Genomic DNA, 13,309 nt, shown 5'->3' with positions numbered 1-13,309 from the left:
GAACCGTAACGGAACCCATGCAGACCGCAGACATCCGCAACCGCTGGCTCGACTTCTTCGGGAGCCGCGGCCACACCGTGGTCCCCTCCGCCTCCCTCGTGAGCGAGGACCCGAGCCTCCTCTTCACCGTCGCCGGCATGGTGCCGTTCGTGCCCTACCTCACCGGAGTGGTCCCCGCGCCCTACCCGCGTGCCACCAGCGTGCAGAAGTGCATCCGCACCAACGACATCGAGGAGGTCGGCAAGACGCCTCGTCACGGCACCTTCTTCCAGATGAACGGCAACTTCTCCTTCGGCGACTACTTCAAGGAGGGGGCGATCGGCTACGCCTGGGAGCTGCTCACCGGCGCCGAGAGCGACGGGGGACTGGGCTTCGACGAGAAGGACCTCTGGGTCACCGTCTACAAGGACGACGACGAGGCGATCGCGCTCTGGAAGACGATCGCGGGACTGCCGGACGAGCGCATCCAGCGCCTGGACAAGGACACCAACTACTGGTCGACCGGCCAGCCCGGCCCCGCAGGCCCCTGCTCCGAGATCTTCTTCGACCGCGGCCCCGCCTACGGGATCGACGGCGGCCCGGCGACGGACGACGACCGCTACGTCGAGATCTGGAACCTCGTCTTCATGCAGTACCTCCGCGGCGAGGGCACGAGCAAGGTCGACTTCGACGTCCTCGGCGAGCTGCCGCGCAAGAACATCGACACCGGCATGGGCCTCGAGCGCGTCGCCTTCCTCAAGCAGGGCGTCGAGAACATGTACGAGATCGACCAGGTCCGTCCGGTCCTCGATCGCGCCGCCGAGCTCTCGGGCCGCCGCTACGGAGCCGTCCACGAGGACGACGTCCGCATGCGCGTCATCGCCGACCACGTGCGCTCCTCGCTGATGCTGCTGTCGGACGGCGTGACGCCGTCGAACGAGGGGCGCGGCTACATCCTCCGCCGCCTGATGCGCCGCACGGTGCGCGCCATGCGCCTGCTCGGAGTGGACACCGCGACGTTCCCCGAGCTCTTCGCCGCCTCGCGCGACGCGATGGCGTCGGCCTACCCCGAGGTGTCCACGGAGTTCGAGCGCCTCTCGACCAGCGCCTACGGCGAGGAGGAGGCGTTCCTGCGCACCCTCGCAGCCGGCACCGAGATCCTCGACCTCGCGGTCCTGAAGACGAAGAAGGCCGAGTCGCCGACGCTGCCGGGCGACACCGCGTTCCTCCTGCACGACACCTTCGGGTTCCCGATCGACCTCACCCTCGAGATCGCCGAGGAGTCGGGTCTGACGGTCGACCGCGAGGCGTTCGACTCCCTCATGACCGCGCAGCGCACGCGTGCGAAGGCCGACGCGAAGTCGAAGAAGTCGGCGCTGGCTGATCTCTCGGTCTACGCCGACTTCCGCGCCCACGGCGAGACGCTGTTCACCGGCTACGACGTGCTCGACACTGAGACGCGCATCCTCGGCCTCATCGTCGGCGGGCACTCCGTCACGAAGGCGGTCGCGGGCGACATCGCCGAGGTGATCCTCGAGGCGACCAGCCTCTACGCGGAGTCGGGCGGCCAGGAGGCCGACGCCGGCCGCATCGTCGGCTCCGGCTTCGATCTCGAGGTCCTCGACGTGCAGAAGCCCGTCAAGGGGCTCATCAGCCACAAGGTCCAGGTCGCCAGCGGCGAGGTCGGAGTGGGCGACGCCGCCACCTCCGTCGTCGACCGCGACTGGCGCCGGGGCGCCACGCAGGCGCACTCGGGCACGCACCTCATCCACGCCGCGCTGCGCCAGGTGCTCGGCCCGCAGGCGCACCAGTCCGGTTCCTACAACAAGGCGGGCTACCTGCGCCTGGACTTCTCGTGGAACCAGGCCCTCTCGCTCGAGACCCGCAGCGAGATCGAGGAGATCGCCAACACGGCGATCCGTGACAACCTCGAGGTCGTCACGCGCGAGCTCCCGATCGACGAGGCGAAGGCGCTCGGCGCGATGGCCCTCTTCGGCGAGAAGTACGGCGACGTCGTCCGCGTGGTCGACATCGGCGGGCCCTGGTCGCGCGAGCTCTGCGCGGGCACCCACGTCGGGCGCTCGTCCGAGGTCGGCGTGATCAGCCTGGTCAGCGAGTCCTCGGTCGGATCGACCAACCGCCGCGTCGAGTCGCTCGTGGGCCGCGAGGCCTTCCAGGAGCTCGCCGCCGAGCGCGCCCTCGTCAGCACGATCTCGTCCTCGCTGAAGACCCCGCGCGAGCAGCTCCCCGAGCGGATCGGCGAGCTCGTCGCGAGCCTCAAGGCCGCCGAGAAGCGGATCGCCGCGTTCGAGGCCAAGGCCCTCGCCGACCGGGTGCCCGCCCTCGCCGCGACCCGTCGCACGGTGGGCGGCACGACCGTCGTCGCCGAGAGCATCGGCACCGCGGGATCGACCGACGAGCTGCGCTCCCTCGTGACCTCCGTCCGCGAGCGGCTCGGCCAGGAGCCGGCCGTCGTCGCGCTCGCCGCCGACGTCTCGGGCAAGCCCGCGGTGATCGTCGCCACCAACCAGGCCGCCCGCGACCAGGGCCGCCGCGCGGGTGCGCTCGCCAGGCGCGCCGCCGGGATCCTCGGTGGCGGCGGAGGCGGCAAGGACGACCTCGCCCAGGGCGGCGGCTCCGACGTCTCCGCCATCGGCGCGGCGCTCGAGGCCGTGGTGCAGGAAGCGACCAGCTGAATGAGCCGGTTCGGCGTCCGGCTCGGCATCGATGTGGGCCGTGCCCGCATCGGGGTCGCCCGCTGCGACGCCGACGGCCTGCTCGCGGTGCCCGTCGAGACGGTGGCGCGGGCGGGCACTGACGGCGGATCCTCGGACGTCTCCCGGATCGCGCACCTCGCCGCCGAGTACGATGCCCAGGCGATCATCGTCGGACTGCCGTTGTCGCTGTCGGGGGCCGCGACGGCCTCGACGGAGGACGCGCGCGGATTCGCTCGACTGCTCGCCGAGGCGGTGCCCACCGCCGCGGTGCGGCTCGTCGACGAGCGGCTGTCGACGGTCACCGCTCAGAGCGCCCTGCACCGCTCCGGACGCACCACCCGCGGCTCCCGAGCCGTGATCGACCAGGTCGCCGCCGTGGTGATCCTGCAGCACGCCATCGATTCCGAGCGCTCGGCCGGCACCCCGGCCGGAGTCCTGCTCGAACCGAACGAAGGACCTCCTCGTGACCGACGTCCCCCCGAGCCGCCGCGACGCCCGCGCCGCCGAGCAGGCGCAGCCGACTCCGCCCGACCCGACTCCGGAGCAGCAGCCCGCGCCGACTGAGGCGCACGATCCGCTGGGCCGCCTCTTCACCGGGCCCGACGTGCCCGAGCCCCGTGGCCGCGACGACGCGGCCGCGTTCGACCCGGACGCGCGCCCGAAGCGTCGCCGCGCGGCTCGCGCGACGGGCGGCGCGAAGAAGCGCCGCAGCCGCCGCGGGCTCATCGGCGGGCTTCTGGCCTTCGGCGTCTTCGCCGCGCTCGTCGCCATCGCCGTGACGATCTTCCTCGAGCCCGTGCGCGGCCTGTTCGCCGAGCCCGAGCCGACCGACTTCACCGGCACCGGCTCGAGCGAGGTGCTGTTCACGATCCACCAGGGCGACGGCGGCAGCGACATCGCCAACAACCTCGTCTCGGACGGGGTCATCAAGTCGTACGACCCCTTCTACGACCTGCTCCTCGCTCAGAGCCCGGAGCCCGTCTTCCAGCCCGGCGCGTACTCGCTCAAGGCCGAGATGAGCGCCAAGGCCGCACTGTCGGCGCTGCTCGACTCCGAGTCGACGCGCCTCGCGAACACCTTCGTCATCCCCGAGGGGACGGCGCTCAAGGAGGCGCTGCCGCTCATCGCGGACGGTACCGGGGTCGCGCTGACGGATCTCGAGGCGGCCGCCGCCGACTGGGGCTCGTTCGGGCTCCCGGCCGGGGCGACGAGCCTCGAGGGGTTCCTGTTCCCCGCGACGTACGACATCGACCCGTCGACACCGGCGCACGACATCCTGAAGACCCTGGTCGACCGGATGTACCAGTCGCTCGACCAGGCCGGCGTGCCGGTGGACGACCGCTACCGCGTCGTGGTGTTCGCGTCCCTCGTGCAGCGCGAGGCCCGCGTCGCCGAGGACTTCCCGAAGGTCGCGCGCGTGTTCCAGAACCGCCTCGACCAGGGGTGGCGCCTGCAGTCGGACGCGACCGTGGCGTACGGCACCGGCGCGACCGACCGCGTCTCGACCACGGACGCCGAGCGGAACGACGCCGGCAACGTCTACAACACCTACCAGCGCGACGGCCTGCCGCCCGCGCCGATCTCGAACCCGGGCGACGTGGCGATCGACGCGGTCATGCACCCCGCGGACGGCACCTGGATGTACTTCGTCACGGTGAACCTCGAGACGGGCGAGACGGTCTACTCCACCACCGACGCCGAGCACAACGCGGCCGTCGACCAGTGGCAGGCCTGGATGCGGGACCACCCGGAGTACCAGTGACGGCCGCCGGGTACCGCCTCGCGGTCCTCGGCGCGCCGATCGCGCACTCGAAGTCGCCCGCGCTGCACGCGGCCGCGTACCGGGTGCTCGGACTCGACTGGAGCTACCGCGCCGTCGAGACGACGGAGGCGACCCTCTCCGAGGTCGTGTCCGGTGAGCCCTGGCACGGCCTGTCGCTGACCATGCCGCTCAAGCACGCGGTGCGCCCGCTGCTGGCGGAGGAGGACGCGGTCGCCCGGGCCACCGGCGCGGTCAACACCGTGCTGGTCGACCGCTCCGGCCCGGCACCCCGCCTCCGCGGGTTCAACACCGACGTCGCGGGCATCGTGCGCGCCCTCGCCGAGGCGGGCGTCGTCTCGGCGGAGCGCGTCCAGGTGCTCGGCGGGGGAGCGACCGCCGCCTCCGCCCTGGCCGCCGCCGCCGAGCTGGGCGCGGCGCGGGTCGACCTCGTCCTGCGGACGGCGTCGAGGGCCGTCGAGCTCGCTCCGCTCGCGGAGTCGCTCGGCGTCCTGATCTCGGTCCGCTCCTTCGCCGACTGGTCCACCGGAGCGCCGCTGGTGATCTCGACGCTCCCCGGCCGGGCGGCTGACGGCCTCGACGTGCCCGACGCGGCGGTCGCGGGCTCGACCCTGTTCGACGTGGCGTACTCCCCGTGGCCGAGCGCTCTCGCCCGGCGCTGGGAGCAGGGCGGCTCCCCGGTCGTCTCCGGGCTCGGGATGCTGCTCCACCAGGCACTCGTGCAGGTGCGGATCTTCGTCGGCGGCGACCCGGACCTGCCTCTCGATCGTGAGGACGAGGTGCTCGCGGCGATGCGCCGAGCCGTCTCGGCGGGTCCGGCGCACTGACCTCGTGTGCCAGAATCGGAGGATGCTCCGTTGGCTCACGGCCGGGGAATCCCACGGTCCCGAACTCGTCGCCGTCCTCGAAGGACTGCCGGCGGGCGTCCCCGTCTCCCTCGACGACATCCGCGCCGATCTGGCGCGCCGGAAGCTCGGCTACGGCCGCGGAGCCCGGATGAACTTCGAGCAGGACGAGCTGACTATCTCCTCCGGCGTCCGGCACGGAGCGACGATGGGCAGCCCCATCGCCCTGCGCATCGGCAACACGGAGTGGCCGCGCTGGGTCGACGTCATGTCGGCGGAGCCCCGCGACCCCGAGAGCCTGCCCAAGGGCCGCGGCGCCGCGCTCACCCGGCCCCGCCCGGGCCACGCCGACCTCGTCGGGATGCAGAAGTACGGCTTCCCCGAGTCCCGCAACGTGCTCGAGCGCGCCTCCGCCCGCGAGACCGCGGCCCGCGTCGCCCTCGGCGCCGTCGCCCGCCGCTTCCTCGGCGAGCTCGGCGTCTCGCTCGTCAGCCACACCCTCGCCATCGGGCCGGTCCGCGTGCCCGAGGGCTCGCCGCTGCCCGGCCCGGCCGACGTCGCCGCCCTGGACGCGGATCCGCTGCGCTGCCACGACGCCGCGACCAGCGCCCTCATGGTCGCCGAGGTGGACCGCGCCCACGACGACGGCGACACCCTCGGCGGCGTGGTCGAGGTCCTCGCGTACGATCTCCCGCCCGGACTCGGCTCCTACGTGCACTGGGACCGTCGTCTCGACTCCCAGCTCGCGGCGGCCCTGATGGGGATCCAGGCGATCAAGGGCGTCGAGGTCGGCGACGGCTTCCTCACCACCACCCGCCGCGGTTCGGAGGCGCACGACGAGCTCTTCCAGTCCGCCGCCGGCATCTCCCGGTCCAGCGACCGGGCCGGCGGCACCGAGGGCGGGATGAGCACGGGGACCGTGCTGCGGGTCCGCGCCGGCATGAAGCCGATCGCGACCGTGCCGCACGCGCTGCGCACCGTCGACGTCGCCACCGGCGAGGCGGCCGGCGCCCACCACCAGCGCTCCGACGTCTGCGCGGTGCCGGCGTCCGGTGTCGTCGCGGAGGCGATGGTCGCCCTGGTGCTCGCGAACGCCGTGCTCGAGAAGTTCGGCGGCGATAGCGTCACCGAGACCCGCCGCAACCTGCAGGGCTACCTCGCCGCCATCCCCGACGAGCTCCGCACGGCCGCCGCGAGCGACCCGGGTCTCGGGCTCGCCTGATGGCCGCGTCCTCGGCGGCCCGCTGATGGCGGGTCACGATACCGGCGCGGCCCGCGCCCGCCTCGTCCTGATCGGCCCGATGGGCGCCGGCAAGACGACGATCGGCAAGCGGGTCGCGAAGGCGCTGAGCGCCGGGTTCGTCGACTCCGACGCGGAGTTCGTGCGCACCCACGGCCCGATCGCCCCCTACTTCGACGCCCACGGCGAGCCGGCCTTCCGCCGGGAGGAGCGCCGTGTCGTCGAGCGCGCCGTCCGTCGCGACGTGGTGCTGAGCCTCGGCGGGGGAGCGGTGCTCGATCCCGCGACGCGCGCCGACCTCGCGGACGTGCCCGTCGTGCTCCTCACCACCACGGCCGAGGCCGTCCGCGACCGGCTCGGCTCCGGCTCCCGCCCGCTGGTGCGCGGCGGGGTCGGCGACTGGGTCCGAATCTTCGACGAGCGGCGCCCGGTCTACGAGTCCCTCGCGGACACCGTGGTCGACACCTCCCGGCGGCCGATCACCCTGATCGCCGCCGAGATCGCGGAGTGGGTGCGCGCGCAGCGCCCCTCCGCCACCCCTGCACCATCGGACCCGGCGGCCACGAGCCGCCCGAGCGGAAGACAGTCATGAACGACGGCACCACCGCCATCCCCGTCGCCGGAGAGAACGGCTACGACATCCACGTCGGGCGCGGACTCCTCGACGGCCTCGCCGACGCGATCGGCCCCCGGGCCGCGAAGGTGCTCATCGTGCACCCGCCGACCCTCGCGGTCCTCGCCGCCGAGATCCGCGAGAGCCTGCTCGAGCGCTACGAGGTGCTGCTCGCCGAGGTCCCGGACGCCGAGGCCGCGAAGCGCGTGGAGGTGGCTGCCTTCTGCTGGCAGGTGATGGGGCAGTCGGACTTCACCCGCACGGACGCGGTCGTCGGCTTCGGCGGCGGCGCGATCACCGACCTGGCCGGCTTCGTCGCCGCCACCTGGCTCCGCGGGGTCGACCTGGTGCAGGTGCCGACCACCGTGCTCGGGATGGTCGACGCGGCCGTCGGCGGGAAGACCGGCATCAACACGGCCGAGGGCAAGAACCTCGTCGGCGCCTTCCACGCGCCGCGGGCGGTCGTCGCCGACCTCGACGTGCTGACCAGCCTCCCGCGCAACGAGATCCTCGCCGGCTTCGGCGAGATCGTGAAGTACGGGATGATCGCCGAGCCGCGCATCCTCGACATCATCGAGTCCGACATCGACCTGGCCACCGACCCGACGTCGGAGGAGTTCCGCAGCCTGGTCGAGCTGTCGATCGGGATCAAGGCGCGGGTCGTCGGCGAGGACTTCACCGAGAAGGGCCTGCGCGAGATCCTGAACTACGGGCACACCCTCGGGCACGCGGTCGAGCACGCCGAGCGCTACCAGTGGCGCCACGGCGCGGCCGTCTCCGTCGGGATGATGTTCGCGGCGGAGCTCTCGCGCCTGACCGGATCGCTCAGCGACGCGGTGGTGGACCGCCAGCGCCGGGTCCTCGAGTCGCTGACCCTGCCGACGAGCTACCCGCTCGGACGATGGGAGACGCTCCTCGCCGCGATGCAGCGCGACAAGAAGACCCGCGCGGGGATGCTCCGCTTCGTGGTCCTCGACGACATCGCCCGCCCGAGCATCCTGCAGGGGCCGGAGACGTCGCTGCTGTTCGCGGCGTACCAGGAGATCGGATCGTAGGTCCGGCTCGGCTGAGCCCGGTTGGCGCCGTCAGCCTCCGCCCAGGGCGGCCCTCCGCGCCTGGGCGTACTCGGCGTCGGTGATCGTGCCCGCCGCTCGCAGCGCCTCCAGCTCGGCGAGCCGGTCCGCCAGCGAGCGGGCGGAGCCGGGACCCTCGCGCGCGAAGCGGGCCGCGACGTCGGTCCGCAGGGTCAGCGGATCCACTCCGAGCGAGCGCGCCCGGCGCACGTTCACGACGATCAGCACCACGACGAGCACGATCACGACGGCGATGACGATCGGCACCGCGGTGAACACGATCGAGTACCAGGGCGGCACGGCGGTGTCGGCGGGAACGGCGTCCCTGTGCTCCGCCTCGGGGTCGGTCCTCCACCGTCTCGCGCTCCGGCGGACCGGTGGGGCGATTCGCATGCGGCGTCCAGACTCCTCTGCCGACGGGGCCGCGTCGACTACACTCGACGGGTCAGCCGGACCGGCCGATATCGCCGCGCCCGCGTACCGGGCTCGCCGGCGCAGACTTCCACCGAAACGGATCCCCCTTCGCATGGCCTCTACCACCGACATCAAGAACGGCACCGTCCTCAGCATCGACGGCCAGCTCTGGAACGTCATCGACTTCCAGCACGTCAAGCCGGGCAAGGGCGGCGCCTTCGTCCGCACCAAGATGAAGAACGTCCTCACGGGCAAGGTCGTCGACAAGACCTTCAACGCGGGCGCCAAGATCGACACGGCCAACGTCGACCGCCGCGACTTCCAGTACCTCTACCGCGACGGCGCGGACTTCGTGTTCATGGACACCAGCGACTACGACCAGATCACCGTCCCCGAGGCGGTCGTCGGCGACGCGGCGAACTTCATGCTCGAGAACCAGAACGTGACCCTCGCCCTGCACGACGGCGACCCGCTCTACATCGACCTCCCCGCCTCGGTCGTCCTCGAGATCACCTACACGGAGCCGGGCCTCCAGGGCGACCGCTCGACCGGCGGCACCAAGCCCGCGACGGTCGAGACCGGCTACCAGATCCAGGTCCCGCTCTTCCTCGAGCAGGGCACGAAGGTCAAGGTCGACACCCGCACGGGCGACTACCTCGGCCGCGTCAGCTGAGCCGGGCCTCCCGTGAGTGCTCGCACGAAGGCGCGCAAGCGCGCCCTCGACATCCTCTACAACGCCGACGTCCGGCAGATCAGCTTCGCCCAGTCGCTGCGCGCCGAGGCCGAGCGGGCGGCGAACGAGCCGGCCCGTGAGGCCTCGTGGCTCTACGCCCGCGAGATCGTCGACGGGGTCATCGACCACGCCGACGAGATCGACGAGCTGATCGCCCGGCTCGCCCAGGGCTGGACACTCTCGCGCATGCCGCTGGTCGACCGCGCGATCCTCCGGATCGGGGTGTGGGAGATCCTGCACAACGACGCGGTGCCCGACGGCGTCGCCATCTCGGAGGCCGTCGAGGCCGCCACGTCGCTGTCGACCGACGACTCGGCGGGCTTCATCAACGGGCTCCTCGCCTCCGTCGCGGAGTCCCGCACGACGGCCTGACCCGCCCCGGAGACCTGCTCGGCCCGCCGGATCCCCGTGATCGGGCGGGCCGAGGTCGTTCCCGGGCTGCCCGTCCGGCGGGCCGCGCGACGGCCCCTATACTCGACACGGCTTTTCCTTTAACAGCCGTCCTGTGAGGCGGGGAAGGAGGTCGGTGTGACGGCACGAATCGTGCTCAACGGCGCTGACATCACGCGAGCGCTCACGCGCATCGCCCACGAGATCCTCGAGTCGAACCGCGGCCCCGAGTCGCTGGTCGTCCTCGGCATCCCGACGCGCGGCGTCGCCCTCGCGAGGCGCATCGCCGAGACGATCGCGCGGATCGAGCCGGACGGTCCCCCCGTCTTCGCCGGCTCCCTCGACGTGACCATGTACCGCGACGACCTCTCCCGGCACCCGGTCCGCACCCCCGCGCGCACCGCCGTCCCCGCGAGCATCGACGGCCGGACAGTGGTCCTCGTCGACGACGTCCTCTTCTCGGGCCGCACCATCCGCGCCGCCCTGGACGCCCTCAGCGACATCGGCCGTCCGCGAGCCGTGCGGCTGGCCGCGCTGGTCGACCGCGGGCACCGCGAGCTCCCGATCCGGGCGGACTTCGTCGGCAAGAACCTGCCGAGCAGCCTGAGCGAGCGGATCAACGTCCGGCTCGTCGAGACGGACGGCGAGGACCTGGTCGCGATCGAGTCGCAGGCCACCGGCGAGGAGACGGCTCCGTGAAGCACCTGCTCTCGACCCGCGACCTCGACCGCGCGAGCGCGATCGCACTCCTCGACATCGCCGAGGACATGGCGGACGTGCAGAACCGCGAGGTCAAGAAGCTGCCGACCCTGCGCGGGAAGACCGTGGTCAACCTCTTCTTCGAGGACTCCACCCGCACGCGGATCTCGTTCGAGGCGGCGGCGAAGCGGCTCTCGGCCGACGTCATCAACTTCAGCGCGAAGGGCTCCAGCGTCTCCAAGGGCGAGAGCCTGAAGGACACCGCGCAGACGCTCGCCGCGATGGGCGCCGACGGCGTGGTCATCCGCCACAGCGCCTCCGGAGCCCCCGCGGTTCTTGCGGCGAGCGGCTGGATCGACGCGTCGATCCTCAACGCCGGTGACGGGACCCACGAGCACCCGACCCAGGCGCTCCTGGACGCGTTCACCATCCGCCGGCGCCTGCACGGCGCCTCCGCGTCCCGCGGCAAGAGCCTCGACGGCGTCGCGGTCACGATCGTGGGCGACGTCCTGCACTCGCGGGTGGCGCGCTCGAACGTCTGGCTGCTGACGGCGCTGGGCGCCGAGGTGACCCTGGTCGCACCGCCGACCCTCGTGCCGGTCGACACGCGCGACTGGCCCGCGACCATCCGCTTCGATCTGGACGAGGCGATCGACACCGGGCTCCCCGACGTCGTGATGCTCCTGCGCATCCAGCTCGAGCGGATGTCGAGCGGGTTCTTCCCCAACGGCCGGGAGTACGCGCGGATCTGGGGCCTCGACGACGAGCGGCTCGCCCGGCTGGGTCCCGATACCATCGTCATGCACCCCGGACCCATGAACAGGGGCGTCGAGATCTCCTCGGCGGCCGCCGATTCGAGCCGCTCCACGGTGCTCGAACAGGTCACGAACGGAGTGTCCGTCCGGATGGCCGCGCTCTACCTGCTGCTGTCCGGCGAACGGGAGGTCCACTGATGAGCACTGCCCAGCCGCATCAGAGCACGGCGCCGGAGCGGATCCTGATCTCGGGGGCGACGCTCGCCGACGAGTCGACCGCCGACCTGCTGATCGACGGGGGCGTGATCGTCGAGATCGGCGCCGACCTCGACTCGCGCGGGGCCCGCGTGATCGACGCCGACGGCCTGCTGGCGCTGCCCGGCCTGGTCGACCTGCACACCCACCTGCGCGAGCCGGGGTTCGAGCAGAGCGAGACGATCCTCACCGGGACGCGAGCTGCGGCTGCCGGAGGCTTCACCGCCGTCTTCGCGATGGCGAACACCTCGCCGGTGCAGGACACCGCGGGCGTGGTCGAGCAGGTGCAGAGCCTGGGCGAGGACGCCGGCTACGCGACGGTCCGCCCGATCGGCGCGGTGACGGTGGGTCTGGCGGGGGAGTCGCTCGCCGAGCTCGGCGCGATGGCCCGCAGCCGCGCGGCCGTGCGGGTCTTCTCGGACGACGGGAAGTGCGTCTCGGACGCGCTGCTGATGCGCCGCGCTCTCGAGTACGTCAAGGCGTTCGACGGAGTCGTCGCCCAGCACGCGCAGGAGCCGCGGCTCACCGTGGGCGCGCAGATGAACGAGGGCGCCGTCTCCAGCGCCCTCGGCCTGCAGGGCTGGCCCGCCGTGGCCGAGGAGGCGATCATCGCCCGCGACGTGCTCCTCGCCGAGCACGTGGGCTCCCGCCTGCACGTCTGCCACGTCTCGACCGCGGGCTCGGTCGACGTCATCCGCTGGGCGAAGGCCCGGGGGATCGACGTGACCGCCGAGGTCACCCCCCACCACCTGCTCCTCACCGAGCATGCCGTCGCCGGCCAGGACGGGCCGAGCTACGACGCCCGCTTCAAGGTGAACCCGCCGCTGCGCCGCGACGAGGACGTGCTCGCCCTCCGCGAGGCCCTCGCCGACGGCACCATCGACATCGTCGCCACCGACCACGCGCCGCACCCGGTCGAGGCGAAGGACTGCGAGTGGGACGCCGCGGCGTTCGGCATGGTCGGCCTCGAGAGCGCGCTGAGCGTGGTGCACGCCGCCGTCGTCGAGGACGGGCGGATGAGCTGGTCCGACGTCGCGCGCGTGCTCTCCTCCGCCCCCGCCCGCATCGGCCGGCTCGACGGCTACGACCGCGGCCTCGCCGTCGGGGCCGCCGCGAACGTCGTGCTCTACGACCCGGAGGCGCGACGCCGCTTCTCCGTCGAGGACCTGCGCGGCCGCAGCGGCAACTCCCCGTACCTCGGTCGCGAGCTGCCGGGCCGCGTCGTCGCCACCCTCCACCGGGGCTTCCCGACCGTGCTGGACGGCGAGCTCGTCGACGCGGCGGTCGTCGCCGCCTCCGCGAAGGCCTCCCGTGGATAGGGCCGCGATCACGATCGTCATCGCCGCGGTCGTCGTCCTCGTCTTCGTCGGCATGCTGCTCTCCTGGCGCGCGCGGCGCCGCCGCTCGGCCGCCCTCGCGCCGGAGCCCGTGCCCGCGTCCTCGCTGGGCGCCGAGGTCGAGCGCGTCGACCTCCCGTACGTGGCCACGACCCGCTTCGAGCAGCCGCTCGAGCGCGTCGTGCTGCCGGGGCTCGGCTTCCGCGGCAACGCGGTGCTGCGCCTCCACGAGCGCGGCGTCGTGATCGCCCCCGTCGGCGAGCGCGAGACGGTGATCCCGGCCTCCCTCCTGCGCGGAGCGGGCCAGGGCAGCTACGTGATCGACCGCGTCGTCGAGGAGGGCGGCCTGCTCGTGATCTCCTGGTCGCCCCGCGGCGACGAGACCGTCGACAGCTACCTCCGCGTGGCCGAGCCCGCCCTCCGGGCGCACCTGGTCGCCGAGCTGCAGCGCCTCGCCGGCCCCCGTTCCTCCCCCTCCC

At 72.7% G+C, this 13,309-nt stretch carries 13 protein-coding genes and 1 pseudogene; 13 read left to right on the top strand and 1 reads right to left on the bottom strand.

From position 1 onward, the window contains the following. Positions 1-17 precede the first annotated feature (17 nt). From alaS to aroB, 7 genes and pseudogenes are all read left to right on the top strand, one after another. On the top strand, positions 18-2,675 hold the full coding sequence (gene alaS, locus C5B95_RS15675) for an alanine--tRNA ligase (protein ID WP_104349582.1): 2,658 nt from the start codon (positions 18-20) through the stop codon (positions 2,673-2,675). Further along, a pseudogene (ruvX, locus tag C5B95_RS15670) lies at positions 2,676-3,152 on the top strand (Holliday junction resolvase RuvX); the annotation flags it as partial. A gap of 7 nt (positions 3,153-3,159) precedes the next feature. Next, on the top strand, positions 3,160-4,458 hold the full coding sequence (mltG, locus tag C5B95_RS15665) for an endolytic transglycosylase MltG (protein ID WP_104313171.1): 1,299 nt from the start codon (positions 3,160-3,162) through the stop codon (positions 4,456-4,458). Continuing rightward, a complete protein-coding gene (locus tag C5B95_RS15660) occupies positions 4,455-5,303 on the top strand; it encodes a shikimate dehydrogenase (RefSeq protein WP_258060043.1) in 849 nt (282 codons plus the stop codon). The genes mltG and C5B95_RS15660 overlap by 4 nt, the downstream gene beginning before the upstream one ends. A 22-nt stretch (positions 5,304-5,325) precedes the next feature. Continuing rightward, positions 5,326-6,543, top strand: coding sequence for a chorismate synthase (gene aroC, locus C5B95_RS15655; RefSeq protein ID WP_104251091.1), 1,218 nt, complete (start codon positions 5,326-5,328; stop codon positions 6,541-6,543). A gap of 25 nt (positions 6,544-6,568) precedes the next feature. After that, a complete protein-coding gene (locus C5B95_RS15650) occupies positions 6,569-7,153 on the top strand; it encodes a shikimate kinase (protein ID WP_104225325.1) in 585 nt (194 codons plus the stop codon). After that, positions 7,150-8,229: a 3-dehydroquinate synthase gene (gene aroB / locus C5B95_RS15645; protein WP_104225324.1), complete on the top strand. Its 1,080-nt coding sequence runs from the start codon at positions 7,150-7,152 to the stop codon at positions 8,227-8,229. The genes C5B95_RS15650 and aroB overlap by 4 nt, the downstream gene beginning before the upstream one ends. Before the next feature lie 30 nt (positions 8,230-8,259). Here aroB and C5B95_RS15640 read toward each other — a convergent pair whose 3' ends face one another. Continuing rightward, the gene (locus tag C5B95_RS15640) at positions 8,260-8,640 is read right to left on the bottom strand and encodes an SHOCT domain-containing protein (RefSeq protein ID WP_146076633.1); all 381 of its coding nucleotides are present in this window, start codon (positions 8,638-8,640) and stop codon (positions 8,260-8,262) included. A gap of 133 nt (positions 8,641-8,773) precedes the next feature. Between C5B95_RS15640 and efp the strand changes: the two genes are divergently transcribed. The 6 genes from efp to C5B95_RS15610 form a co-directional block, all read left to right on the top strand. Beyond that, the gene (gene efp / locus C5B95_RS15635; protein ID WP_068210208.1) at positions 8,774-9,334 is read left to right on the top strand and encodes an elongation factor P; all 561 of its coding nucleotides are present in this window, start codon (positions 8,774-8,776) and stop codon (positions 9,332-9,334) included. Between the two features lie 12 nt (positions 9,335-9,346). After that, positions 9,347-9,766 carry a transcription antitermination factor NusB gene (nusB, locus tag C5B95_RS15630; RefSeq protein ID WP_104224751.1) on the top strand — a complete coding sequence of 140 codons (420 nt, stop codon included), beginning with the start codon at positions 9,347-9,349 and terminating at the stop codon, positions 9,764-9,766. A 156-nt stretch (positions 9,767-9,922) separates the two neighbouring features. After that, positions 9,923-10,483 carry a bifunctional pyr operon transcriptional regulator/uracil phosphoribosyltransferase PyrR gene (gene pyrR / locus C5B95_RS15625; RefSeq protein ID WP_104224750.1) on the top strand — a complete coding sequence of 187 codons (561 nt, stop codon included), beginning with the start codon at positions 9,923-9,925 and terminating at the stop codon, positions 10,481-10,483. Next, positions 10,480-11,436 (top strand): aspartate carbamoyltransferase catalytic subunit, encoded by a 957-nt coding sequence (locus tag C5B95_RS15620; protein ID WP_104224749.1) that lies wholly within the window; start codon positions 10,480-10,482, stop codon positions 11,434-11,436. Before pyrR ends, C5B95_RS15620 begins: the two co-directional genes overlap by 4 nt. Then, entirely contained in the window at positions 11,436-12,812 is a 1,377-nt protein-coding gene (locus C5B95_RS15615; RefSeq protein ID WP_104267366.1) for a dihydroorotase, read from the top strand. Before C5B95_RS15620 ends, C5B95_RS15615 begins: the two co-directional genes overlap by 1 nt. Continuing rightward, on the top strand, positions 12,805-13,309 hold a 505-nt coding region (locus tag C5B95_RS15610; protein ID WP_104224747.1), incomplete at its 3' end, for a hypothetical protein. The genes C5B95_RS15615 and C5B95_RS15610, both read left to right, overlap by 8 nt.

The organism is Rathayibacter sp. AY1A7 (genome assembly GCF_002930845.1).
Classification (GTDB): domain Bacteria; phylum Actinomycetota; class Actinomycetes; order Actinomycetales; family Microbacteriaceae; genus Rathayibacter.
This window is presented reverse-complemented; position numbering and strand designations above follow the sequence as displayed.